Genomic DNA, 25,918 nt, shown 5'->3' with positions numbered 1-25,918 from the left:
TAGCTGCGGTAGCTACGGTGTACCCACATCTTTTTCGGTATATGAGCTAAAAGTTTTTTTACTTACTTTTTAGCTCACAGATCTTATTTAATAAATAGGAGTTCATGAATCTTCGATTTAGCTCACTGATCTTATTTGATAAATAGGTGTTCGTGAATCTTCGATTTCGGTTAAAAATAAACCACTATGGATTGGAAATCCATAGTTTTAAACAAGAATGAAATTCTATTTTTAGTATAGTGTCATTCCGACAGAGCAAAGCGACGAGGAATCTCATCATTTTAATTTTATGATGTGATTTCTCTCTGCGTTCGAAATGACAAAATACTCTTAAAATTTTATAGAAACTAAAGTAACTGCAATGAAATTGTAAGGGTTTAACCTTTAACTTGATAATAAAAAGTCAAGATGAGTTCTAATGACAAAATCTTTAAGCTTTTTTAAAACATCATATTATACCAACCCAAACTCCTTAGCCTTATTATTCAACTCCATTAAATTTTTAACCTCTAGTTTTTTCATGAGATTGAAACGATGCACTTCGGCAGTGCGCTTACTAATTTGAAGTTCTTCCGCGATATCCTTATTGTTCTTTAACTCTAATACCAAACCTAAAATCTGCTTCTCGCGTTTGGTAAGGTTAAATGGTAATGCTTTTGATTCTAGTTTAGGAGCAACTACTGCATTGGTATTTCCATTCACAAAGTTATTCATAATAATAGCAGATACATCACCTGTAAAATACTTACCTCCAGAAGCTACTTTATTCAACGCTTTTATAAATTCCTCTTTACTGGCTCCCTTCAACAAATAACCATCAGCTCCAGCTTGAATAGCTTGCACGACATATTCTTCAGAATCATGCATAGACAGTACCAATGTTCTTACATCTTTATGCCTTTTACTAATTTCTCCAACTACTTCAATACCATTCATTTCTGGCATTCTGATATCTACAATCAATACATGGGGTTTGTTTCGAGCAATTACTTCTAAAGCTTCTTTTCCGTTAGATGCTTCATCAATAACAGCAATACCATCTTGATCTTCTAAAAGTGCTTTAATACCATCTCTAACTAAAACATGGTCGTCTGCAAGAACTACGTCAATCATATTTATTATCTTCTTATAAATACAAAAGTAGTAAAATTAAGTAATACTACGTATTCTAATCTTTTCATGCTGTGACTTGAATTTCAAGCTTCATTTTAATTTATATTGATTGACCGTAATATGTCATAAACCTAAAAACATATTGATTTTGTCATCCCGAGGCAACGAGGGATCTCGAGGGATCTCATAGATTATTAACAGATTCCCTGCCTGCCGGCAGGTTCGCTAGGCTCTGAATGACAAAAAAATCATTATGTGTGATTACGGACATTCAGAATTTATATTAACCTAAAGGAATATTCAACGTCACCCGTGTTCCTTTCCCTTTTTCGGAATTTAAAAATAAACGACCATCAATATATTTAATGCGCTCTCGCATAAACGTCATCCCCATGCCACCATCACCAGTTTTAACATGCTTCACTTTATCGGGGTCAAAACCTTTACCATTATCATCAATAACAATACTCAATATATCTTTACTATGTGATAGAGATACCATTATATGTGTAGATTCCGCATATTTAATGGCATTATTTATAGCCTCTTGCGTAATGCGATAAATATTAATTTCAGAAAGTGAATCTAAACGTTGGTTAAATGATGTTTTATTGAACATCACAATTTCTTTACCCGTAAGCCTTGAAAGTTCTTGAGTTAGTTTTGTAATGGCCGGCACAATACCATGATCGGTCAATTCTGGTGGCGTTAAGTTAAAAGTCGCTGTTCTTACACCTTTTATAATATTGGTGGTTAATTCTTTTAGATGTTCAATTTTAATGGTTGCTTTTTCAACATCCTTAGGGTCTATACTCTCTAAATTATATTTTAAACCTGTAAGCATTTGCCCTATCCCATCATGAACATCCTTTGCTATTCGATTTTGCTCCTTTTCTTGGTTTTCAATAATCTTACTGGAAATAATTTTTTGCTGACTCATCTTATCCTGAAAGCTCTTTTCGGTAAGTCTACCAATTTCAAGTTGCGCTATTTTACGTTCCGTAACATCAGAAGCTATGATGAGCAATTCTGTTTTTTCATCTTTAGGACTGTAAGGAATTATAGCCATTTCCAACCAAACAGCCTCATTATCTTTAGTAGTGGCTTTAAACTCGCCTTGCCATCCCGTTTTTTTAAATTTCTGTATAAGGTTCTCAATGGATTCCTTTTCTTTTTCATCAACGGTAAGCACATCCCAAAATAGAGCCGTTTCATTAAATTTAGAATATTTAAATAAACGCGAAAACTTATTCCCCATGTGTACGACTCGTCCATTGGGCAATATGCGCGCAAACAACAAGGTGTCATCCATAGCACGGCTTAAAGCACGCAATTCCTTAATAGATCTTTCTTTGGATTTACTTAATTCATCAGCATCAAAAGCCATTTTTTTGGCACGTTTTTCTGCAAATAATAATTCGGCAAGTGTAATCTTAACCGACTTTGCTGCTGGCCAAAAAATGAATAAAAACTCACCTAATAAAATAAGCAGTGTTAAAGCCGTTAATAGAAATTCGAGTTTGCGTAACCAGTCTACTTTTTCATCGGCTTCTACATCATATTGATTCACAATATCGTCCATCAACATCAAAAACTGATTTTCGTTGGCTTTTACTTTATCAACATCTTTTTCCAATGAGCCATCAGTATGGCTTTCAACCTGTTTAATTATGGACCTTGATGCGCTAACAATGGTATCAAAAATAGGATTTATAATATTAAATTTTGCGCTAATATCTGCGCTATTTTTTTTTGGCAAACCCAAACTGTCATTACCTTTTTGAAGTGCATGATGTGATAATTCCCAAAGATTTAAAGTACGCTTTATATCATCCTTAATAAGTTGTTTTTTTTCTGAAGAGGAAGACGATGAAAGCGACAAAATATCTTTTGTTAGTTTTTGACTCAACATACGCTGTCTACCCGCAATATTTATTACGGTAGAATCGCTTTCTTGTCCGCTAAGGTGCGTACGTATTAAAATCTGACTTACAATTACAGAAACTGCAATAGTACTCAATGCAATAATGTATAAACGGCGTAATTTATCAAAAGTGCGTTGGTCTAATGAGTTACCGTTTTTAGTCATATCATTTAAATATTTTAAGCCAAAGCCTGTTTCACTAAGGATAAAGATTTCTCAGAGAAGTTTAGTTTCAAAGCTTCTTGCTGTCCCCCATCAGACATTTTCACCCATGTTTTCTGAAGAATATCGATCACCTTTTCATCTGGATGTTTTGCAGCAAATTCCTCAAAATAATAATCTAAAAATACCAAGCAAATGGTATCTTCTAAAGCCTGGGATTCCTCATTCTTCTTAATTAGTTTTTTAAGAATGATCGATCTAATTCTATTTACAAACGCATCATCATACCCCACCTGCTTTAAAATATCGGAAGTTAAGTCGGCATGCATCTTTTTCAAAGTTTCTCGCCATTTTAAGTAGCCAACACGGTCCATGGGGTATTCATCACGTGCAATTTTCCACCTACAAATGTGCTGTGCTCTAGCTGCGATTTGTAATGCCTTAGAGGCATTAGGTTTAAATTGTAACAATTTTCTCGTCATTCGTTGGGAGTACAACAACTCCTTAGGGTACTCTATACCAGCAACTTTATACGTGTTTACGTCTTCAGAATTGGCTTTATCAATTAATGCAATAGCAGTTTCAAATCGTGTAGGCTTCATAAGTTTTCAAAATATTAATCCGAAAAGCCAATATACACATTTCCATTTTCAATCTTAACAGGATACGTCGCAATTTTCAAATCATCACCAGCAAGATTTGTACCATCCTCCAACGAAAAATTTTTCTTATGCATCGGGCAAGCCACCTTCGGAATCCCATCCTTATCTCCTATCATTCCTAATGACAACACCATTTCCATTTTATGCGGACACAAATTTTGTGTTGCATACCACTTCCCCGTTCGCGTAAAATTATACACCGCAATCTGTTTGGTTTTGTACTTAATACACGCACCACTATTCTCCGGAAAATCAGCAGTCACACCTACTTTAAACCAAGTTTTCGCCTCTTTTTTCGTAACCGATCTGTACTGTTCTAATATATTCTCCATTATTCAATGATTAAAAGCCTCCCCCTAGCTCCTCCAAAGGAGGAGGACACTTACTCTTGTGGGAAGTGTAAATTATTATCTTTTATAGTTATTCATTTGTCTTTTGCAAACTTATTCGCGTTAGGGACTGCAGTGGCTTCCTTTTCTGCTTTTTCTGCAAAAAAGCATATAGTGGAAAGCCCGATCCCTTAATTTCTTCTATATTTAAGTCCATTGTTTAGGCATCTTCTGCTCGCGCATTGGCACAAACACCAAATTATCATCCGTATCATCCGAATTCACAAAGTGCCTAAAGCGTTTCATCATTTCTGGGTCTTCAATGGCTTGTTTCCATTCACACTCATATTTATTTACTAATCCCTGCATTTCGTTCTCTAACTCTTCAGCTATTCCTAAAGAATCTTCAATGACCACCTGCTTCAAATAATCTATACCGCCTTCAAGTTTATCTAACCAAGGGGCTGTTCTAACTAAAGGTCCAGCAGTTCGTATATAATACATCAAGAATCTATCTAAATATTTCACAACGGTTTCGTCATCTAATTGTTCCGCTAATAAAACAGCATGTTTTGGTGTAGCACCACCGTTTCCGCATACATATAAATTCCATCCACCATCAACGGCAATTAACCCAAAATCCTTTCCTCTAGCCTCTGCACACTCACGAATACAACCTGAAACCCCACCTTTTAATTTATGTGGTGAACGTAAACCCCTGTATCTATTTTCTATATCAATGGCAAAGGTCACGCTCTCATGCATACCGTAACGACACCAGGTAGATCCTACACAGCTTTTTACAGTTCTTAGGGATTTCCCATAAGCATGCCCGCTTTCAAAACCCGCGTCGATCAACTCTTTCCAGATTAATGGCAATTCATGAATTTGCGCACCGAATAAATCAATACGTTGTCCGCCAGTTATTTTTGTATATAAATCGTATTTCTTGGCCACCGCCCCAATAGTGATTAGTTGGTCTGGTGTAATTTCCCCACCAGCAACTCTTGGTACGACCGAATAGGTTCCGTTTCGTTGAATATTGGCTAAAAACCTGTCATTAGTATCTTGTATTGTTGGCTGCCTGTTTGCAGTTTCCATGGTAATGGTTGCAAAAATAGACGCTATTAAAGGCTTACAAACCTCACACCCATGCCCTTCTCCAAATAGGTTTAGTGTTTCTTCATAATCTGCCACTTTATTTATTTTAATCAAATCATACAATTCCTGCCTGCTAAAATCAAAGTGTTCGCAAATAGTTTCCTTAACTTCTTTTCCCAAAGATTTAAGAGTTTCATTTACTAAATCGACCACCATAGGCTTACAACCTCCACAGCCTGTAGCTGCCTTGGTTTTAGCAATAACATCACCTAAATTATGAGATTCACCATTTGTAATCGAACAACAAATATCGCCTTTAGAAACACTCTCACAAGAACACACTTGAGCAGTATCCGGTAAATCCAAAACACTTCCAAATGACGAACCTCCTTCACTTGCAGGCAAGATTAATTGCGATGGATCTTCAGGAATGACCATTCCGTTTAAATAGACTTGATGCAACATATTATAATCTGCAGCATCCCCTACTAAAATCCCACCTAGTAATGATTTACCATCAAGACTCACATTAATTCTTTTATACAAATGCTGTGTTTTATTTTCAAATATGATTGAATGTCCTTTAGAGGCTGGCATAAAAGGTTCTCCAAAGCTAGCTACGTCCACACCAATTAATTTTAGTTTGGTAGACATATCTATGTCTGCAGCCATAACCACCTCTTCATTTCCAATAATCTGATTTACAGCAACCTCAGCCATTTCATAACCTGGGGCAACCAAACCATATATCATTTGGTTATATAAGGCAATCTCTCCAATGGCATAAATATGTTCGTCTGAAGTTTTCATTTTATTGTCTACAACAATACCTCCACGAACGCCAACTTCCAAACCACTTGCTCTTCCCAATTCATCTCTCGGACGTATTCCTGCAGAAATGATCAACATATCTACATCCAGCATATCATCTTCACCAAACTCCAATCCTGTAATGGCGCCGTTCCCTAAAATTTGATTGGTAGCCTTACTTAAATGAATATTTAAACCAATGGATTCTAATTTCAATTTTAAAACCTGACTACTTCTGGAATCTAGTTGTCTAGGCATTAACTTAGGAGCAAACTCAACAATATGAGGCTCTAAGCCCATATCCATAACAGCTTTACCAGCTTCCAAACCAAGTAATCCTCCTCCAAGAACCGCTGCTCTGGCATCTGGTTTTTTAGCTTTAAGCTTAGCAGCGTAGGCGAGCATGCTTTCCAAATCTTCGATAGTTCTGTATACAAAAACGCCATCTTTTTCAACGCCTTTTATAGGCGGCACAAAAGGAGAAGAACCAGTTGCCAAAATCAAGTAATCATAAGAAAACTGGCGGTCTTTAGCGGTCATTATTTTTTTAGATGTTCTATGGATCTCAGCAACACGTTCGCCAGTAATTAAATCAATATTATTATCGGCATACCATGCTGCTGGAGCCATTTCTAAGGCTTTCGCATTCTGGTTTTCAAAAAACTCACTTAAATGTACCCTGTCGTATGCAGGTCTTGGTTCTTCACCAAATACAGTGATTTTAAAATTCTTGCTATTTTCTTGAGCTACAAACTTTTCACAGAATTTGTATCCCACCATGCCATTTCCAACAACAATTATTTTTTTCATAACTACGTATTTTAAATACAAAACTAAGTATTTATACGTATTATTAATAGCATTTAATTAAGATATTTACGTAGAACAGCCATTATTATCAATTTCTCAAATTGATATACTTATAATTAGATATTAAGCAAATTTTGATTGATTAAAAGGCTATGGTTAATGAAATATTAAAGATTGTCTGAAGAATTATATAGACCTCGAAATTACCTTTTCCAAAAATTAAAAAAGACTACTATAAAAAATTATTTTTGATTGTCCGTAATTTGTCACAAACCTAAAAATATATTGTTTTTGTCATCCCGAGGCAACGAGGGACCTCGTTGATTATCAACAGATTCCCTGCCTGCCGGCACTACCGTGTGTACACAAATATTGATAATGAATGGAAAAAATAGTAATAAAAGAAATAGCAAAAAAAGGTTAAAGATTTAGAGTCTAAGTTCAATTAATAATAGTAAGTCAGAATAGATTTAAGTGTTTGAAAATATACTGTTTGTCATTCCTGCGAAGGCAGGAATCCTCTAGTCAAGTAAATAAGTCTAATGTTTTGATGCTTCTTTCCTATTGACTTTAGTTAAATTATAGAGGTGTTATTGTTGTTTTATTTTATTCTTATTGTGTTTTAGATATCGAGTGGATTCCTGCCTTCGCAGGAATGTCAATGCTATTAATTATGATGTGTACTCACGGTAGCCTGCCGGCAGGTAGGTTCGCTAGGCTCTGAATGACAAAAATATCATTATGCATGATTACGGACATTCAGTAAATTATTTAATAAGGGTTTATAAAAGCATCTATATCAGACTTCAACAAAACTGGGTTAGGCCCTTCACTTTGAGCGACCATGGCACCAACAGCACAGGCAAAATCTACAGCTTCTTGTGGATTCACTTTATTTAGTAATCGACTTATCAAAGAACCTAAAAACGAATCGCCTGCGCCAACGGTATCAATCACTTTTATAAGGTAACCACTATTATAATAAAATGTATCTTCATACAGTAAAACAGCCCCATGACGTCCTTTTGTAACACAGATATGCTTAGTATTTGTTTTTTCGGAAATAAACCGAATATTCTGCTCCATAGAGTGGTATTTAGAGTCTAAATACCCACATACTTCATAGAGTTCATCATCATTAAACTTAATAAAATCGGCTTCGTTCATTAATCTAATTAAAAGATCTTTCGTGTAATATGGAGGTCTTAAGTTAAGATCAAAGATTTTATATTTGGCAAGTTCTACAAGCTTAAACAACGTGTTCCTAGAACTGTCATCTCTTGCGGCAAGACTTCCAAAAACAAGAGCATCAGAATTTTTAACGACACTTTTATTTATTTCTGTTAACCTAATTTTGTCCCAAGCTCTCGGATATTTTATATCATAAGACGCCGACCCTTTTTCGTTTAGCATGACTTTTACTTTTCCAGTTTTGTACTCATTGTCTACTTGAATACAATTCGTATCAACACCACTATCTTCAAGGTATTTAAGTATTTTAGTACCATTTTCACCTTTTCCAATAGCACTAATCATGGTAACATCATTGCCAAAAGTTTGCAATCTGTTAGCCACATTTAAGGGTGCTCCCCCTATTTTTCTATGTGTCGGGAACACATCCCATAACACTTCACCAAAACATGTAATTTTAGGCATATATTTTTCTTTTAATATTCAATTAGTTATAAAAACTCAATCAATTTCTTCAATCAAATCAAGTGGTAACATTTAAGGTTGTTAGCAAACTTATAAGTCGAATAAACATTTTTGAAAATTTCATCAAGAATATAAGATTACAAGTCTGTTTTTTTAAAATATTCCAGAGGTCTTTATAGTTTAAAGGCCCTCTGGAATTAAAAACTAAACATCATAAATAGCACTTAACTTTTAATATCCTGGATTTTGAACATATAGACCTCCAGTAAAATCAATTTCTCTTTGTGGTATGGGATAATATTCATCACGTCCTGCAGTAAACTGAGCATTAGCAAGAAAATCTTTTCTTGTTTTTTCAACAGCTAAATACGCGTTAAGTACTGGTTCTGCCATGCCCCATCTTACTAAATCGAAGAATCTTGGTCCTTCCATACCAAACTCTAAACGCCTTTCAAACATTAACGCTTTAAAGGCATCTTCCTTAGACATTCCCATGAGATAATAGCCTACATTATATACATTAGATGCTCCAGCATCAATTGGTCTTTGAGTACTTGCTGCTGCACGTGCTCTAATTTGATTAATAATAGTTACACCCGCATCAACTTGATTTAATTGAATTAATGCTTCTGCTTTAAACAATAACACATCGGCATAACGTATAAAATCCACATTTTTAGAAGTTCCAATAAATGGTCCTTCTTTTACATAGCATGAACAATCTGGTGCTTGTTGCTCTTTCATATTACCAAAATAACCATATACACCTGGGTCTCTAGCCCAACTAAAGTTGTACAACATATCCCCAGTAACAGTAACGGTATGACGATATTTAAACGGACGACCAGGAATACCAACCGTATGGTCAATCCTTGGGTCTAAAGTAATCCCGGGAGTTAATGGTGTTTCACCATTACCATCTACTACATTAAAAATATTGGTATTATTAAACGTATCTAATAAAGGCAATCCAGTAACAGCATCGGTTTGAAACGCATTTACCATATTTTGACTTGCTAAATGAAAACCACAACAACCGTACAACCCTGTACCATGTGGCGAGTTTAACCCCGTAACAAAACTTACCCTACTAACTGTTGTACCGTCATTTATTGAAAATTGTGCAGCCCAAATAGATTCTGGCCCATTATCAAATCCGTCTAAATAATTATTACCATAATCTGCTTCTAAAGCAGCCGTTACATCATCAGCATAATCAATAACTTCTTGTAATCTTGCTGTATTAATATTAGTTATTTGATGGGTATCACTTTGCTCATAGGCTTGATACAAACGTAGTTTAGCTAAATATGCTGCCGCTGCATTTTTATCAGCTCTACCAACTTGGTCTTGAGCTTGTGGTAAATTATTGTAAGCAAACAAGAAATCATCGGCAATAGTATTCCATAAAGCATCATTATCAACATCATTTGAAATTTGCAAAAGTTCTTCTTGTGATAAACCTTCGGTGATGTATGGAATTTTCTTAAACAATAATTTAAGCATGAAGTGAGAGTGTGCTCTTAAAAAGCGCAACTCTGCTTGTCTTAACGTTTTGTTTGCATAATCAGCATCTGGAATGTCATTAATTACAGATAAAGCGAAATTTGCTCTTGAAATGGCTTTGTAATAATTTGTCCAAGTTCTTGGTCCCATCCAATCTGAAGGGTCATCGGCAATAGTTAAGTTGTATTGTTCATAGCGGTCAATAATATCAACGTCAGCACGACCACCGCCACCTTTATAAGCATCATCAGAACGGACACTACCAAATACCCACATATGTGTTAATGGCCCTACCATTTCATCATTGGCTATTCCTGCATAAGCAGCAACAACTAAAGCTTCTGCATTTTCTGCTGTAGCAACATTCTCGTTAGACAAAACACCTTCGGGTTCGTATTCTAAAAAATCTTTGGAACAGGCCACTATCAAAAATGCAGCTAAAGCTCCTATTAATAACTTTTTTATATTTTTCATGTTTACCAATTTTTAAAAGTTTATGTTAAGACCTAATGAGAGTATTGTAGGAACAGGAATATTTCCCACGTCTGTACGTTCTGGATCCGAACCAATATAATTGTTAGGTGTTATCCAAAATAAGTTCTCGCCTTGAAAGTAAATTCTTAAACCTGTCATTCCAGCCCATTTACTTATTATGTCTTCTGGCAAAGAATAACCAAATTGAAGGTTTCTTAATTTGAAATAGGAATTCTTTCTGAATAAATAATCCGAAGTTCTTTGATCATTAAATGCTAATGATAAAGAAGGAATTGAAGTATCTGTATTAGTTGGTGTCCACGCATCTAACACTCCTAAACCGGCATTCTCTCTACCTTGTACAAAGTTATTCCAGAAAATATATGGGTCTTGACCGATTCTTCCTGTAACTCCAGATCCGAAGATAGATAGGTCGAAATTTTTATAGCTTAAATCAATTCGAACACCATATTCTAAATCTGGTAATGTGGTACCCAAAAAGTCTCTATCCTCTGCGCCAATACTTCCATTACCATCTAAATCTTGAAATTTTAAACCTCCTGGTCTAGCGCCTACTTGGGTAGGGCTAGAGTCTATATCTGCTTGACCTTGAAATAATCCTGCCGTTTTATATCCAAAAATTGAAAATTGTGAATGTCCTATTATAGAGTTCTCTGTAGTTCCAGGATAAGAAGACACTACTTCGTCTGGCAACTCTGTTATTTCATCTTTAAATGCTCCTAAATTTGTAGATATTCCAAAAGACAAGCCATTATTTAATTTTTTCGAATATGCAAGGGCTAATTCCCAACCTTTTGTTTTGGTTGTTGCTCCATTTAATACTCTTAGTTGCCCTTCACCAATAACCGAAGCGATTGGAGGCGTTGTTAAGATATCACTTGTTTTTCTTGTAAAGTAATCAAACGAACCTGTTATGTTATTACTAAACATGGAAAAATCAATCCCAACATTTATTTCTTTAGTTGTTTCCCATTTTAAGGCAGGGTTTGCCGCTTGTATAGACACAAAGCCTGATGGCAGTGTACCACCATTACTTCCATTCAAATCATAGGCAGTACCTACGTTATAATAAATATTAAAAAAATCTGGTACAAATTGATTTTGATTTGCTCCATATCTAGATTCAAACAAACCAAAACGAGCCACATCTCCAATAGTCTGGTTACCAACTTCTCCGTAACCTGCTCTTAATTTTAAAGTATTAACAATATCATTATCCTTCCAAAAATCTTCGTTACTTATTCTCCAACCTAAAGTACCTGCTGGAAAAATACCGTATCTATTTTCGGCACCAAATCTTGACGACCCATCTCTACGCAACGTAAAAGACGCCAAATATCTGTCTTGAAACGCATAGTTTATTTTACCAAATTGTGATAATAATCTACTTCCTGTTGATGAACCTGTATTGGTGCGAGCTCCTGTTGCTGCATTTAGCTGAAAGAATGACTCTGTCTCTACTGCAAAAGTATTTGCCGAAGCGCTAACACTTGCAAAATCATCTTTTATTGATTCTGCACCTAACAAAACACCAATTTTATGATCTTCACCAATTTCTAATTGATAATTCAATGTATTGGTAAATACAACACTTGTAAATTTATTAGTAGATTCTATAAGCCTATTATCACTTCGGGTTATAAAGCCATTAAAAACCCTTCTTTCTATATCTCTTTTTTTGTAATCTCCAAAATCAAGACCTAAACTTGTTCTAAATGTTAAATTTTCCATGAGATCGAACTCTGCATAGACATTTCCGAACATGATGATTCTATCTGTATTATCCCATTTATTCAAATCCTGCATTAAAAGCGGATTATTTCTATCAGAATACCCAGCTCCTAAAGGACCTGCGTAATCTCCATTAGCATCATATACAGGCAAAGTAGGTGCTAAATTAATACCAAGAGACGGGGTAGGCGCGCTACCAACATCATTTGATGCCAATGTTTCATCGGATGTAGAAAATTGGGTATTAATACCAATACGTAACTTATTCTCAAACAAATTGAAATTAGAATTTAATTTTGCTGAAATTCTTTCATATCCTGTAAATTTTAAAATCCCCGTATTTCTTAAATGTCCAATATTTAATAAATGAAACGAATTATCGGTACCTCCAGAAACTGAGATTTCATTATTGTAAACATAACCTGTTTGATAAAGTTCATCTTGCCAATCGGTATCTCCTGCAGGTACAGAGGTATCTCCACCTACAAATGGCTGTACCGTGACACTATTCAACACGGGGTTATTAAAATCACCATTCCAATCAAAATTATATAGTTCACCGTAGCCTCCATTAGGATCTGCACCATCATTAACCGACGCCTGCCATAATGCTTCACCACGCTGCTGTGCATTTAGCATGTCATAACGTTGCTTTTTCTCAGACAACATCGATATATTAGAGTTTATACTTACACTGAATTTTTCTCCTGCTGCTGCTTTGGCACTGTTTTTTGTTGTAACGATAATAACACCATTCCCTGCTCGTGCTCCATACAGAGAAGACGCAGATGCATCTTTTAATACTTGAACAGATTCGACAGTACTAGGATTTAAACTTGCAAAAACCTCTTGTCTTACGGTTGGTACACCGTCTATTACATAAAGTGGGGCGTTATTTCCTAATGTTGTTGCACCACGAATTAAAACATTATTACTAGTACCGGTTGGATCCCCATTTTTTTCGATAAACAGACCTGGCACTTGCCCCTGTAATCCTTGTATGGCACTACCTGAACTCAAGCTTGTTCCTTTTGTTGGACCAAGATCTACCACAGTAATTGCACCAGTAACGTCTACTTTACGTTCTCTAGAATACCCCGTTACTACAATTTCATCAAGCGATGCCGCATCTACTACCAATACAATATCAATTACAGAGCGTCCATTGATTTGTACTTGTTGCGATTTGTAACCTACATAGCTAAAAACCAATGCAGCATTAGAATCTACATGCTCTAATACATAATTACCGTCAAAATCTGTTGCGGTCCCTTGAGTTGTTCCTACTACTACAACAGATACACCTGGTAAAGGCATACCGTCCTCTTGGGAAGTAATAGTTCCTTTTACCTGCGCTTGTACCCAAATACCTACAAAAGTAAATACGGGCAGAAATAAAAGTTGTTTTAATTTCATAATAAATTAGTTTAGTTAAAAGTTAGTTTATGAATTTCAATATTGCCAAGAGTAAACTCCTGACCTTTAGACTCCATACTTAGTTTATCGAATGGGGAGTTCGGAAAAAATATTTCTGTCATTACTGTTTCGCCATTATCAAAAAATAGCTCTATAGATGTTTTATCGAGAATAATTGTGCCGGAAAGGTTTTTATTGGTTGATGTTCTTGAAGCCGTAGAAACTTTATTTGCAAAGTTTTCAGAAAAGCTTGTTTTGCCAGAATTCCTGCGATCTATAAAAAACTTCTTTTTTGTATTATCATAGCCAAATAACAATTCATCTCCTAGCTTGTTTGATAATTTAAACGTGTATATAGTTTTTTTTAAGTTTGAAATATTAAATTGAATTTCTGCACTAGCCAAATCAATAGCATCAGCATCTATAATTTTTGTCTCTTCCTTGATTACTATATTTTCCTTTTTATATTTTGTGCTCCTGTAGTTAGTAAGTTCTTCTACAGGATTAATCAGTAACCTATAACCATTATTGTTTTTTTGAAGCTGTACTTTTCTAGCAATAGTCATGGCACTTCTCCAAATTTCAGTAGGAACAACTTGAGCATAATCCCAATTAGACATCCAACCTAGCATGAGTTTGCTGCCATCTCTTCTTGTAGCATTAGACCATGATACGCCTGCATAATTATCTCTTCCAAAATCTATCCAGTAATTGTGCTCTTTAGTTAGGCTTTCTTCAAATTCTTTGTCGATCGTGAATTTTTCTCCATCAAAATCGCCAATAAAATATTGGGTTGCAGAGCCGTTATTTGGCCCGCCAGGGTTAATACTCACAAAAAGGACCCATTTAGATTTATCGGTTCCTATAACGGGTAATTGAAAAAAATCTGGACACTCCCATACTCCTCCATGTTCGCCAATACCTTGTCCGAAATCTGAAAGTAAATTCCATTTTTTTAAGTCTTTAGAATCATAAAACATTATTTTATCGCCAGCAGCGAGTACCATAACCCATTTGTTATGTTCTTCGTCCCACGACACTTTAGGATCTCTAAAGTCTTTAATTTTGTTATTATCTATAACCGGATTGTTATCATATTTAGTAAAAGTCATTCCTTCGTCGTTACTATATGCAATACTTTGAGTTTGTTTCCAATGATCTCCTTCATCCAGTTTTTTAGAGCTTGTATACATAGCTACTATAGGAACAGCATTGCTCACCTCGCCAAAACCAGAACTGTTACTAATATCAACTACTGCACTTCCAGAAAAAATAGTTCCTAATTCATCTGGATAAATGGCAATGGGCTGCTCAGTCCAAGTAATCATATCGGTGCTTATAGCATGCCCCCAATGCATAGGCCCCCAAACATTACTTTCGGGGTGGTACTGAAAGTATAGATGATAATATCCGTTGTAAAAAAACATACCATTAGGATCGTTCATCCATGCTTTTTTAGGAGTAAAATGAAAGTTAGGACGGTATAGGTCTTCTTCTGAATAAGTCATTTCATCTCCAAATTTGTTTTCTTTAGATGTCTTTTTACAACCATTAATCAATGAGAAAAACAATATCATTAAAACCAGATTTACATAATAGGTACGTTTCATTATTTACTTTTTTTAATTAATTTTTTACTTAAATATTCTAAGGAAATGCCTTTCGTTTCTGGCATCATAAAAATCACAAATAGCAATTGAAATCCCATCATAACGGCAAAGAACAGAAAAACCATACCTGCACCTATTGTAGAAAACAATACAGGAACCAAAGAAGGCACCACAGCTGCTAATACCCAATGCACCGAGCTACCAAACGATTGCCCCGAGCCTCTTAAATGATTAGGGAAAATTTCTGAAATAAACACCCAAATAACCGTACCCTGTCCAATAGCATGTGCTGCAATAAACATGAATAAAAATATAGGCATTGAGCGACCTTCCCAATGAAGGAAAAATGCTGCCGAAACTAATGATAATGATATGATATAACCAAAAGAACAGATATACATCAATTGTTTCCTCCCTAACCTGTCTATTAGAAAAACACCTAAAAGTGTAAAAATCAAGTTTGTAACACCTACTCCTATACTGCTTAAAAGTGCTGAACTTTCGGCCAACCCAGCTTCTGATAAAATTCTAGGAGCATAATAAAGCAAGGCGTTAATTCCTGATAACTGATTGAAAAAAGCTATTAAAAATGCTAGAATTAATGGAAACCTATATTTTTTTAGGAAGATATTTTCATTAGGTACCGTGTTTTCCATCTCGTCCTTTATCTCCATCATTAGTTTTTCTGGATCTTGATCTGGATCAATAACCTGAAGGACACCAATGGCTTCACTATTTCTAAATTTAGTTAATAACCATCGCGGACTTTTTGGTATAGTAAATGCAAATACGGTGTAAATAGCAGCAGGAAAGGCTTCTACTCCTACCATCCAGCGCCATGCGTTTTCACCTATATTATTTAATAAGTAATTTGATAAAAATGCCACCAGAATACCAAATACAATGTTGAACTGATATAGCCCCACTAACTTGCCCCTATCTTTAGCAGGTGCAATTTCTGATATATAAGCAGGTGCCGCAACAGTTGATGCGCCTACCCCTAAGCCTCCTATAAATCTAAAAACTGCAAATGTCCAGGGATCGTTCGCTAAACCTGAACCAATAGCAGATATCGTGTATAAAACCCCTATCCATATTAAAGTATTTTTTCGTCCTATCTTATTTGTAGGTATACCGCCAAAAAAAGCACCCACTACGGTTCCCCACAATGCCATGCCTATAACAACTACGCCATGAAACATATCTGAAGAACCCCATAATAATTGTAATTTTTTTTCTGCGCCTGATATGACTACCGTATCAAAGCCAAATAAGAAACCTGCCAAAGCAGCAGTGATGGACCAGATTAGTATCTTTCTGTTCATGTAGCGGTGTATTTAGTTTAGTGTTCACCAAAGTACATTGAAAGACTATTTCTGTATTTTACATATGTATCAAAATATTATGAAATTGTTAAGCAACTGTTAAAATACACATAAACGATTCATTATAAGTGTTTTGTATATAAATTATTTTCAGAATAAAATTTGGAGTTTCAAAAATGTTACATTATTTGTTCAAAATTGTTACCTATATGAATTTGGAACAGATATCAATTTCTTAAAAAACAGCACCAAAAGTAATAATTAATATGTTTTTTAATTATTTAAACAAGAAAATGACAAATAAACAATTGAATTATTACCATAATAACAATACAAAAAATGAAAAAAGTACATTAATTATTATTCTCTAAAAGCTTTTGGAGATTTATTAAATTTATTTTTAAAGCTTGTGGAAAAATAATTCGGAGTAGAAAATCCGGTAGCATATGCTATTTCAGATATTGTTAATGACGTATCCCGTAGCATTTTCTTTGCTTTTTCTAATCGTATATTTTGAATATAGTCGCTAACGTTTACCCCCATAATGGCTTTCATTTTTCTATAAAGCTGAATTCGGGATATATTTAGATCGTTGGCTAAATTTTCGACAGAAAATTTAGAATTGTCCATATTATTATCTATTATTTTATTCAGTTTCAAAATAAATTCTTGCTCCATAGACCCAAAACTGCTTGAGGCATCTATATTATAAACGTTATTAAGAAAATAGTACCTAAGTTTTTCGCGATTATAAATAAGTGTTTTTATCGATTCTGCTAAAATTGAAAAACTAAATGGTTTAGTAAGGTATAGATCTGCTCCAGACTCCAGTCCTTTAATATAGGATTCTTTATTATTTAATGCTGTTAAAATTATGGTAGGAATGTGAGACGTTCTTAAATCTTTTTTCAAAATTTTACAAATATCAAAGCCACTTTTTCCTGGTAAACTAACATCACATAAAATAATATCTGGTATAAGCTCTAATGCCTTTTCAATACCGTCGGTACCATCAGAAACGGACACACTATATTCTAAGGATAATTTTCCTTTCAAATATTTTACCAAATCGAGATTGTCTTCAATAATTAAAATGGAATAATGATCTTCATCATTCAAAACTAATTGTTCGGTGATACTGTCGTCTTCGTAATCAAAATTTGAACTTAGAAGCAAACTATCAACAATATCAACCTCATAAATAATTTCATCGGAATCTAAATGCACATTATCTTTATATAGAGTAATAATAAATTCGGTTCCATGCTTGGAAATGACTTCAATAGTGCCTTTATGTAATTCAATAAATTCTTTAGACAAGTGCAAACCTATACCAGAGCTCGTTTTATTATTATTTGATCCTTGAAAAAAGGCTTGAAAAACATGGTTCATTTCTTTTTTTGGAATGCCTATCCCAGAATCCTTAAAATGTATTTTTACAAAATTACTATCAAATTTATCTTTTATTTCTATTGAAATAGTACCATTATTAGGAGTGAATTTAAAAGCATTTGATAGTAAATTAAAATACACTTTATCCATTAAATTTCTATCTATAAAAACCGGTAAATCTTCATTATTGGTACTGATTGTAAAATTAATGTTCCGCCTTTGTGCTTCGCGTTCAAAATCTTTAAAAACTAAATTAGAGAATTGATATAAATTTGTTTTTGAAGCTTTTAAAACAAACTTACGGTCTTCTATTTTTCTAAAATCCAATAATTGATTAATCAATCGTAACAACCGTTTTGAGTTGTTATATATTAATCCTACTTCACTTAAAAGTTTATTATCGCGTATTATTTTATTTTCTGTTAATGATTCTGTTGAAGATAAAATTAATGTAATAGGTGTTTTAAACTCATGCGATAATCCTGTAAAAAAATTAACCTTGGCTTCATTGCTAATTTTAACCTCTTCTGCTATCTTTTTAATTTGGTTTCGTTGAATAGTGATTTTTTTATTACGTATTTCCAATTCGCGCTTTTTCTTTTTGATGTTGTATGTTGAATAAATACTGTATGTTCCTAAAACAACACTAATAATTAATAGTGCCAAGAGTAACTGTAGCGCTTGTTTTTGGGTGGTAAACCTTTTTTCTTGATTACTTATTTTTATATGTTGGTGGTCTATGTTTTGTTGCTGTTGGTATATTTTATCAAATTGTTTGCTCATAATATCAGCATTACGAGAATCTATGACCGTAGTACTTAAAATATTGTTTTTTGCAACTCGCTCACCACTCAATATTTTTAACACTAACTGAATGGCCTCATCACCTCCTGTTGGATATAATATGGTAGCCAATAATTTTCCTTCTTTAACCAATTGTATCCCTCCGTTTGGTCCATTTAAACCATCAACACCTATTATTTTTATATGGTCTTGAAGTTTTTTTTCCTTTACAATTTCCCAAGCACCTAAAGCCATTCTGTCGTTATGTACAAATATATAATCAATGCCTTTTATACTTTCCAATACGTTTCGTAAACTATCTTTTATTGAATAACTTTCCCAGTTTCCTTCAATAGTTTTAACAACTTCTAAATTTTTGGTTGCATTAACAACATCATTAAAACCTAAACTACGTTCTAAGGCTGGTGAAGACCCTGCAAGTCCTTTAATTTCAATTATTTTTTTATTTTTATTTGCTAATGATGCTAAATAGTTGGCAGCATTTGTTCCTACTTCATAATTATCGCCACCTAAATAAGCGGTATAATTATCGCCATCGGTTTTTCTATCAACAATTAAAACTGGGATACCACTTTTAAAAGCTTTTTCAACAATTGGTGTAATAGGCTTGGACTTTATAGGCGATACTATCAATATATCAATTTTTTCAGCAATTAGTTGCTCTATGTCTTTTACTTGATTGTCTATATTATCATCGCTATCCAGAATTTTAAGTTCCAATTCTGGATAAAAACCTACTTGAATTTCCATGGCCTGATTCATGGATTTCCGCCATTCATCATTAATACCTGTTTGTGAAAAACCTATTTTGTACTTTTTGGTTTCAGAATCATTAACACATCCAAAAACAAAAAATAAACCTAATAAAATAAAAGGTTTTGAGGTATTGGACAGGCGAATATTCATCATTTTTATATTATAGTATTGTTTTCTAAAGTATAAATTTTTAAATAAATAATGAGTTTCAAATGTTTTTTGCATTTTACTGTTGTGATTAATGAAGATACATATAGAATCTTCTATGTGCCTTTGTTATACTTATTTCGGTATTCTATCGGGGTCAATCCCGTAATTTTTTTGAACACGTTACGAAAAGCCTTGGAGTCCGAGTAACCAACATCGAACATGACCTCGGAAATGTTCTTTCGTGTCGATTCAAAACTGCGTTTGGCAACTTCTATCTTTACGCGTTGCAGGTATTCAATTACAGTATTGTTGGTAGCCTGTTTAAAACGTCTTTCAAAGCTCCTTCGACTAACGGCTACCATTTTGGTCAGGTCGTTCACCGTTATCTTTTCCTGATAGTTTTCCTCAATATATTTTTGGGCCCGTTTCACTTCCTCATCACTATGGTCTTTCTGACCAGTGAACATCATAAAGGCTGCCTGGCTTTCCCTATCGATGTCAATGGCAAAATATTTTGAAGCCAAAATTGCCGTATCCCTATCCGTATATTTCTCCAAAATATAAAGTAATAAGTTCCAGAACGAGTTAGCTCCACCACTTGAATAAATGCCGTTTTCCTCGGTAATAACGCCTCCGTCTACGACTTCAACTTCAGCGAATCGTTCCTTGAACTCATTGTAATACGCCCAATGGGTAGAACATTTTTTACCGTTCAACAAACCCGTAGAAGCTAACAAAAAGGCACCTACACAAAGGGAGGCCACCTCAGCACCGTTCTTATATTGATTAACAATCCAGGGAAGCGTTGTTTCGTTCCGTTGCACGGCTTCTTGCATATCGCCAAATATGGGTGGTATGATAACCAAATCGGCCTGCCCAGCTTCGTTCAATAACAAATCGGTAGTAACGGAATAAACGCCATCCTGCAGCCTCACTTCTCTTTTTTCTCCCACAAGCTGTACATGGAACAAGGGGTCTTTGCCAACGGCTTGCAAAAAACGGTTAGCGGTGATAAACAGATAGCGTGGTCCGGTGACTCCTGAAGGGACTGCCGTTTCGGGTACTAAAGTATAAATCGTTTTCATCCTGTAAACTTAGTGAATTTGTTTGGCGGAATCAACCCCTTTAATAGCCGTTTTTACAACCTAATAATTATTGATTTCCTTCTCATCTTTGTACCAGACAAAATGAAGGAATGAATCAAATCATTACATATCTAACATTTAATGGTAACTGCAAGGAAGCAATGGAATTTTACCAAAAGTGTCTTGGAGGTGAACTAGAGGTACAAACAGTATCGGAAACCCCAGAAGGCGACAAATTCCCCAATAATTTCGAAAAGCTTGTGGTTAATGCAAGTTTAAAAAAGGACCATATCCTTTTAATGGGAACTGATTTGAGGGATGGAGATTTAGTAACAGGCAACACTGTTTCCATTTTGATTGATAGTACAGATGAGGATCAAATCAGGGACTATTACAAAAAACTGGAAAGAGACGGTACGGCTACCCACCCTTTAAAAAAAAACCATTGGAACGAACTCTTTGGAGGGCTTACGGACCAATATGGCCATCAATGGTTGTTCCATTGTAAAAAACAAGGAAGCATGTAATTCATTGTCGGATTTGTTCTATCTATTTAAAAGTAAAAATAAGAAATCATGAAACAAACACTTTTATCAATTCTCATACTATTCACTATGCAACTTGGTTTTACCCAGAAAAAGGTAAAACCTATCGAATCTGGTTATGCTCCTGTAAATGGACTTCAACTATATTATGAGGTCTATGGGAAAGGCAAGCCCATTGTACTGATACATGGCTCCTATATGAACATACCCCTAAATTGGTCGCATATCGTCCCGTTATTGGTGAAAGACCGAAAAGTAGTTGTTGTAGAAATGCAAGGTCATGGTCGTACAAAAGACACAGAACGAAAGTTTAGTTACGAAAATATGGCCGATGATGTGTCGGGCCTGCTCAAACACCTTAAAATTAAGAAAGCCGATATTTTGGGCTATAGTATGGGTGGTGGTGTCGCCTTCCAAATAGCTATTCGCCATCCCAAGCAATTACGAAGGCTAGTAGTGCTTTCTGGCACTTACGCTCATGATGGATGGTGGCCCGATGTAGAGGCTATGTATCCAACTTTCACGCCAGAAATGTTCAAGGGCACACCAATAGAGGAACAATATCTCAGCTTTGGAAACGCCCCTGAACGTTTCCCTGATTTTGTAAAAAAGGTCATTAGTATCGACCTTGTTCCCTATGACTGGTCAAACGAAGTAAAAAATATTAAAGCACCGATTTTTATGGTCATTGGCGATGCTGATGGCGTACGGTATGAACATGCCCTAGACCTGTTCCGTGCCAAAGGTGGTGGAAAGATGGGTGATATACATGGTTTACCCAAATCACGATTGGCCATTCTGCCCAGCACGACACATATCGGGATGATGCAAAAGACAGATTTGCTGATCCCTATGGTGACAGATTTTTTGGATGCCGACCTGAGCGCAGCACCACCTACTTTTTAATAATAATTATGGATCATCAAAGCATATAGCGATACAAGAGAAAACATTTATTCATTTAAAATTAAAACATCATGTCAAAAAACACAGTAACCTTACATCGCGTTCTGGCCACGTCGCCAGACAAAGTATTCAAAGCCTTTTCTAATAGTGATGCCTACAGTAATTGGTTGCCACCTTATGGCTTTCTAGGCATAGTACACCAAATGGCGTTCCGTAAAGGGGGTGGCTATAAAATGTCGTTTGTCAATTTCTCAACGGGCAACGGCCATTCCTTTGGAGGTGAATACAAAGAAATTAAACCCAATGAGCTGATTGTACATACCAGCCGATTTGACGACCCGAACCTGCCAGGAGATATGACAACCGCCATTCGACTAAAACAAGTCTCTTGCGGTACGGAACTACATATCGTACAGGAAGGAATCCCCGAAGTTATCCCACTGGAAATGTGCTACCTAGGTTGGCAGGAATCCTTGGAAAAATTGAAGAAATTAGTAGAACCTGAGATTCCCGATGCATAAGCACTTTATTGCTATCCTATAAATAATCTAAACAATGAACCGCTATAGATTTAATAATTTAAAACATAGGAAATATGAACTTCTTGTAAACGACATTGAAATGACCTTCAACCTCCTTATCACGGAACTAAGCAAATTTGGGGCAGAAACCTTGAATGCAGTTCCTTTTGAAAGAAGTTGGACGGCAGGACAAGCAGCCGAGCACATCATAATTTGCGGAAACGGCATCCCAGATTCCCAAACCACCGAAACCAATCGGCCTTATGATGAAAAAGTGAAACCTATAAAAGAGCTATTTCTTAATTTTGACCTAAAGTTTAAGGCCGACCCATCACTTGAACCACGCTCTGTCTCTCATGAAAAGGAAGCGCTTATCCAAAAGATTAAGAAAATTAGAGGTGCCCTATGTAAGTGAGATAGCAACCACCCAAAATAAATGACGTAAGTGCCCCTTACAACTGCCGTTTTCATACCCTTTTCTTAAAAAATATTCTTCTAGCTTTGTATTATATAGACAACACCTCCTTAATAATCCGTGTCGGATTTGTTCTATTTAAAATGAATCAAATCTTGGTTTTTTGAGGTTGAAAAAAATGAAAAATAACAACCATATTAAATGAACTTATTATGAAAAAAAACAAAATCATCTTTTGGATAGCAACAGGTATCATCTTCCTGTTTGAAGGAATGATGCCTTTAGGTACTTTACTGTTTGCACCTGAATATACTACAGTAGGAACCAAAGCATTAGGGTATCCCGACTACTTTGCATATGCTTTGATTATATGTAAAATCTTAGGTGCAACGGCCTTGATTATACCCAAACTGAACCCAAAAGTCAAGGAATGGGCGTATGCAGGTTTAACGTTCAACTTGATATTCGCATTTATCAGTCATGCTGTAGTGGACGGTCATATTGGATACATGGTAATGCCTATCGTAATCGGTGCCATTCTTGCCTTTTCGTACACATACAATCTTAAAATCAAAGCCAATGACTAATACCAATTATTACTCAAAACAACCCATATAATTTGTTTAGAATAGAAAAAAGAATAAATCGTTCGTTATACAAAAGAATGCATAAACTATTTTGTCGATTGACATCAAACGCAATAAAAAATAAATATCATGAAAATAAATCCATATCTAAACTTTGACGGAAACACAGAGGAAGCGTTCAACTTTTACAAATCGGTTTTTGGTGGCGAATTTACTGCCAACCTTAAGATGAGCGGCGCACCCGGAACAGAAAACCTTCCCGAAGATGAAAAAAACCGTACCATGCACATCAGTCTCCCTATTGGTAAAGACACCATCCTAATGGCTTCGGACATTGTTCCATCTATGGGTCACACATTAAACCAAGGAAACAATAATTATATTTCGCTGCATCCCGAGAGCCGTGAGGAGGCCGACCGTCTGTTTAATGGCCTTTCTAAAGAAGGTGAAATCGAGATGCCCATGCAAGACCAGTTTTGGGGCGATTATTTTGGCAGCTTTACCGATAAGTTCGGTGTTAAATGGATGATCAATTATAACGAACAGTAACAAAGAAAATGGAAACAACAAAAATCACAGTGGGCACTACAATTAGTGCTAATCGCGGAAAAGTCTGGGACTATTGGAATAAGCCCGAACACATTACCAAATGGAATTTCGCAGATCCAAGTTGGCATTGTCCCAAAGCCCAAAATGACCTCAAGGTAGGTGGAACGCTAAAATCGCGAATGGAGGCCAAAGACGGCAGTATGGGGTTTGACTTTGAAGCGGTTTATGACGAAGTCTTTGACCAAGAAAAAATGGTATATACGATGGCAGATGGCAGAAAAGCCATCACCACTTTTGAGGATGTGGATGGCAAGACCAAAATCTCGACCACCTTTGATGCAGAACAATCAAATCCCATCGAAATGCAAAAAGGGGGTTGGCAGGCCATCATCAACAATTTTAAAAAGTACGTCGAAAATTAAAACTAAAGATCAATGTCCAAAATCACGATACCTGAAGGTTGTGGCAATTCCCCCCGGCAGACTTTTTTAAAGGAGTTCCATACTGCTTTTGCAAAAGGCAATGCTGAATTTATCATTGACCACGTTAGTGAGGACATTGTCTGGTTGATATATGGGAACAAAAAACTGGCGGGAAAGGATGCCTTTGCCAAGGAAGTCCATAGTATGAAGAAATATGTTGCAGATGAAATGGTACTGCACAACATCATTACCCACGGACGCACAGCCTCGGCCAATGGTGAAATCAGGATGTCAGGTAAGGTCTATGCCTTTTGCGATGTGTACCGGTTTACTGGCTCCAAAGGCAATGTTATAAAGGAAATACAATCGTATATTCTGGAAACTGAAAAAGTATCTGGATAAATGGTAGAAGTATTCCGAACAAATATAGATACTGAAAGCAAAGCAGATTTAATTCAGAAAAAACTCAAAAAAACTTTTCCTGATTACAAAATCAATTTAGATTTAGAGGATTGTGACAACATTCTGCGTTTGGAAACGGAAAACGAGGTCTTTGACATTAAACCAATCATGATGCTTATCAAAAGCTATGGGTTTAAAATTGAGATACTACCCAACGAAATACCTAAACAAAAAAAGTCAAGGAAAAAGTTTAAATTACATTCATAATGATTTTAATTATTGTTAATTATCTTTTACATTATTTAGAAATCTATTATTATTTTTCTGAATGCCCGTAATCATACATAATGATATTTTTGTCATTCAGAGCCTAGCGAACCTGCCTGCTGGCAGCTACCGTGTGTACACATCTATAAAAAAGACACGAATGGCACAAATTCACACGAATCTATTATTTTGTGGTATAGATTGGACTCGACATGAATATGAATTCACTAGCCTTTATAGGTATGAAGTCTGTCGATAGACAGAATGATTAGTGAAAATTTGTGCCATTCGTGTCCAAATCTTTTTATTATGAAATATTTGTGTACACACGGTAGTGCCGGTGTAAGCTTCCCTTAAAAGCGAACTGTTTAAAAGTAGAAAAATAGTTTTAACTTTAAACAGTAATTATGAAGACAAGTAAATTTTCACCCACCCAGATTGCCAAAATTCTAAAAGAATTCGATAAT

Annotated in this window: 21 protein-coding genes; 9 read left to right on the top strand and 12 right to left on the bottom strand. The window is 35.4% G+C overall.

Going from position 1 to position 25,918, the window contains the following annotated elements; all coding sequences use genetic code 11:
* Positions 1–453: 453 nt before the first annotated feature.
* The 12 genes from PQO00_RS17005 to PQO00_RS16950 all read right to left on the bottom strand — a co-directional run bounded on the left by PQO00_RS17005 (position 454) and on the right by PQO00_RS16950 (position 20,837).
* Positions 454–1,119 (bottom strand): response regulator transcription factor, encoded by a 666-nt coding sequence (locus PQO00_RS17005; RefSeq protein WP_274186105.1) that lies wholly within the window; start codon positions 1,117–1,119, stop codon positions 454–456.
* 277 nt (positions 1,120–1,396) lie between these two features.
* Positions 1,397–3,202: an ATP-binding protein gene (locus tag PQO00_RS17000; protein WP_274186060.1), complete on the bottom strand. Its 1,806-nt coding sequence runs from the start codon at positions 3,200–3,202 to the stop codon at positions 1,397–1,399.
* Between the two features lie 14 nt (positions 3,203–3,216).
* Positions 3,217–3,801, bottom strand: a complete 585-nt coding sequence (locus PQO00_RS16995) for a DUF4202 domain-containing protein (protein WP_274186059.1) — start codon at positions 3,799–3,801, stop codon at positions 3,217–3,219.
* 14 nt (positions 3,802–3,815) lie between these two features.
* Positions 3,816–4,193, bottom strand: a complete 378-nt coding sequence (gene nirD / locus PQO00_RS16990) for a nitrite reductase small subunit NirD (protein ID WP_274186058.1) — start codon at positions 4,191–4,193, stop codon at positions 3,816–3,818.
* Positions 4,194–4,397: 204 nt separating this feature from the next.
* Complete coding sequence (nirB, locus tag PQO00_RS16985) at positions 4,398–6,911, bottom strand: nitrite reductase large subunit NirB (RefSeq protein ID WP_274186057.1); 2,514 nt, start codon at positions 6,909–6,911, stop codon at positions 4,398–4,400.
* A 771-nt stretch (positions 6,912–7,682) separates the two neighbouring features.
* Positions 7,683–8,567, bottom strand: coding sequence for a carbohydrate kinase family protein (locus PQO00_RS16980; protein ID WP_274186056.1), 885 nt, complete (start codon positions 8,565–8,567; stop codon positions 7,683–7,685).
* A gap of 231 nt (positions 8,568–8,798) precedes the next feature.
* On the bottom strand, positions 8,799–10,547 hold the full coding sequence (locus tag PQO00_RS16975) for a RagB/SusD family nutrient uptake outer membrane protein (RefSeq protein ID WP_274186055.1): 1,749 nt from the start codon (positions 10,545–10,547) through the stop codon (positions 8,799–8,801).
* 12 nt (positions 10,548–10,559) lie between these two features.
* The gene (locus PQO00_RS16970; protein WP_274186054.1) at positions 10,560–13,715 is read right to left on the bottom strand and encodes a TonB-dependent receptor; all 3,156 of its coding nucleotides are present in this window, start codon (positions 13,713–13,715) and stop codon (positions 10,560–10,562) included.
* 11 nt (positions 13,716–13,726) lie between these two features.
* Positions 13,727–15,325, bottom strand: a complete 1,599-nt coding sequence (locus PQO00_RS16965; RefSeq protein ID WP_274186053.1) for a glycoside hydrolase family 32 protein — start codon at positions 15,323–15,325, stop codon at positions 13,727–13,729.
* On the bottom strand, positions 15,325–16,650 hold the full coding sequence (locus PQO00_RS16960) for a sugar porter family MFS transporter (protein WP_274186052.1): 1,326 nt from the start codon (positions 16,648–16,650) through the stop codon (positions 15,325–15,327). Before PQO00_RS16960 ends, PQO00_RS16965 begins: the two co-directional genes overlap by 1 nt.
* A 360-nt stretch (positions 16,651–17,010) precedes the next feature.
* Positions 17,011–19,827 carry a substrate-binding domain-containing protein gene (locus PQO00_RS16955; RefSeq protein ID WP_274186051.1) on the bottom strand — a complete coding sequence of 939 codons (2,817 nt, stop codon included), beginning with the start codon at positions 19,825–19,827 and terminating at the stop codon, positions 17,011–17,013.
* A gap of 38 nt (positions 19,828–19,865) precedes the next feature.
* Entirely contained in the window at positions 19,866–20,837 is a 972-nt protein-coding gene (locus PQO00_RS16950) for a GlxA family transcriptional regulator (RefSeq protein WP_274186050.1), read from the bottom strand.
* Positions 20,838–20,947: 110 nt separating this feature from the next.
* Here PQO00_RS16950 and PQO00_RS16945 point away from each other — a divergent pair, with 110 nt between their 5' ends.
* The 9 genes from PQO00_RS16945 to PQO00_RS16905 all read left to right on the top strand — a co-directional run bounded on the left by PQO00_RS16945 (position 20,948) and on the right by PQO00_RS16905 (position 25,451).
* Positions 20,948–21,364 (top strand): VOC family protein, encoded by a 417-nt coding sequence (locus PQO00_RS16945; protein WP_274186049.1) that lies wholly within the window; start codon positions 20,948–20,950, stop codon positions 21,362–21,364.
* Between the two features lie 48 nt (positions 21,365–21,412).
* Positions 21,413–22,288 (top strand): alpha/beta fold hydrolase, encoded by an 876-nt coding sequence (locus tag PQO00_RS16940; RefSeq protein WP_274186048.1) that lies wholly within the window; start codon positions 21,413–21,415, stop codon positions 22,286–22,288.
* A gap of 71 nt (positions 22,289–22,359) precedes the next feature.
* Entirely contained in the window at positions 22,360–22,809 is a 450-nt protein-coding gene (locus tag PQO00_RS16935; protein ID WP_274186047.1) for an SRPBCC family protein, read from the top strand.
* 34 nt (positions 22,810–22,843) lie between these two features.
* On the top strand, positions 22,844–23,224 hold the full coding sequence (locus PQO00_RS16930; RefSeq protein WP_274186046.1) for a hypothetical protein: 381 nt from the start codon (positions 22,844–22,846) through the stop codon (positions 23,222–23,224).
* Positions 23,225–23,436: 212 nt separating this feature from the next.
* Positions 23,437–23,811, top strand: a complete 375-nt coding sequence (locus PQO00_RS16925) for a DoxX family protein (protein WP_274186045.1) — start codon at positions 23,437–23,439, stop codon at positions 23,809–23,811.
* Between the two features lie 129 nt (positions 23,812–23,940).
* Positions 23,941–24,360, top strand: coding sequence for a VOC family protein (locus PQO00_RS16920; RefSeq protein WP_274186044.1), 420 nt, complete (start codon positions 23,941–23,943; stop codon positions 24,358–24,360).
* Between the two features lie 8 nt (positions 24,361–24,368).
* Entirely contained in the window at positions 24,369–24,782 is a 414-nt protein-coding gene (locus PQO00_RS16915) for an SRPBCC family protein (RefSeq protein WP_274186043.1), read from the top strand.
* A 12-nt stretch (positions 24,783–24,794) separates the two neighbouring features.
* Positions 24,795–25,184 (top strand): nuclear transport factor 2 family protein, encoded by a 390-nt coding sequence (locus tag PQO00_RS16910; RefSeq protein WP_274186042.1) that lies wholly within the window; start codon positions 24,795–24,797, stop codon positions 25,182–25,184.
* Positions 25,185–25,451, top strand: coding sequence for a hypothetical protein (locus PQO00_RS16905; protein ID WP_274186041.1), 267 nt, complete (start codon positions 25,185–25,187; stop codon positions 25,449–25,451). It abuts the gene before it with no gap.
* Positions 25,452–25,918: the final 467 nt, after the last annotated feature.

Source organism: Flavivirga sp. 57AJ16, from assembly GCF_028736925.1.
In the GTDB taxonomy this organism is placed as follows: Bacteria; Bacteroidota; Bacteroidia; order Flavobacteriales; family Flavobacteriaceae; genus Flavivirga.
Note: the sequence above shows the minus strand (reverse complement) of the source record. Positions and strands in the feature narration are given on the sequence as shown.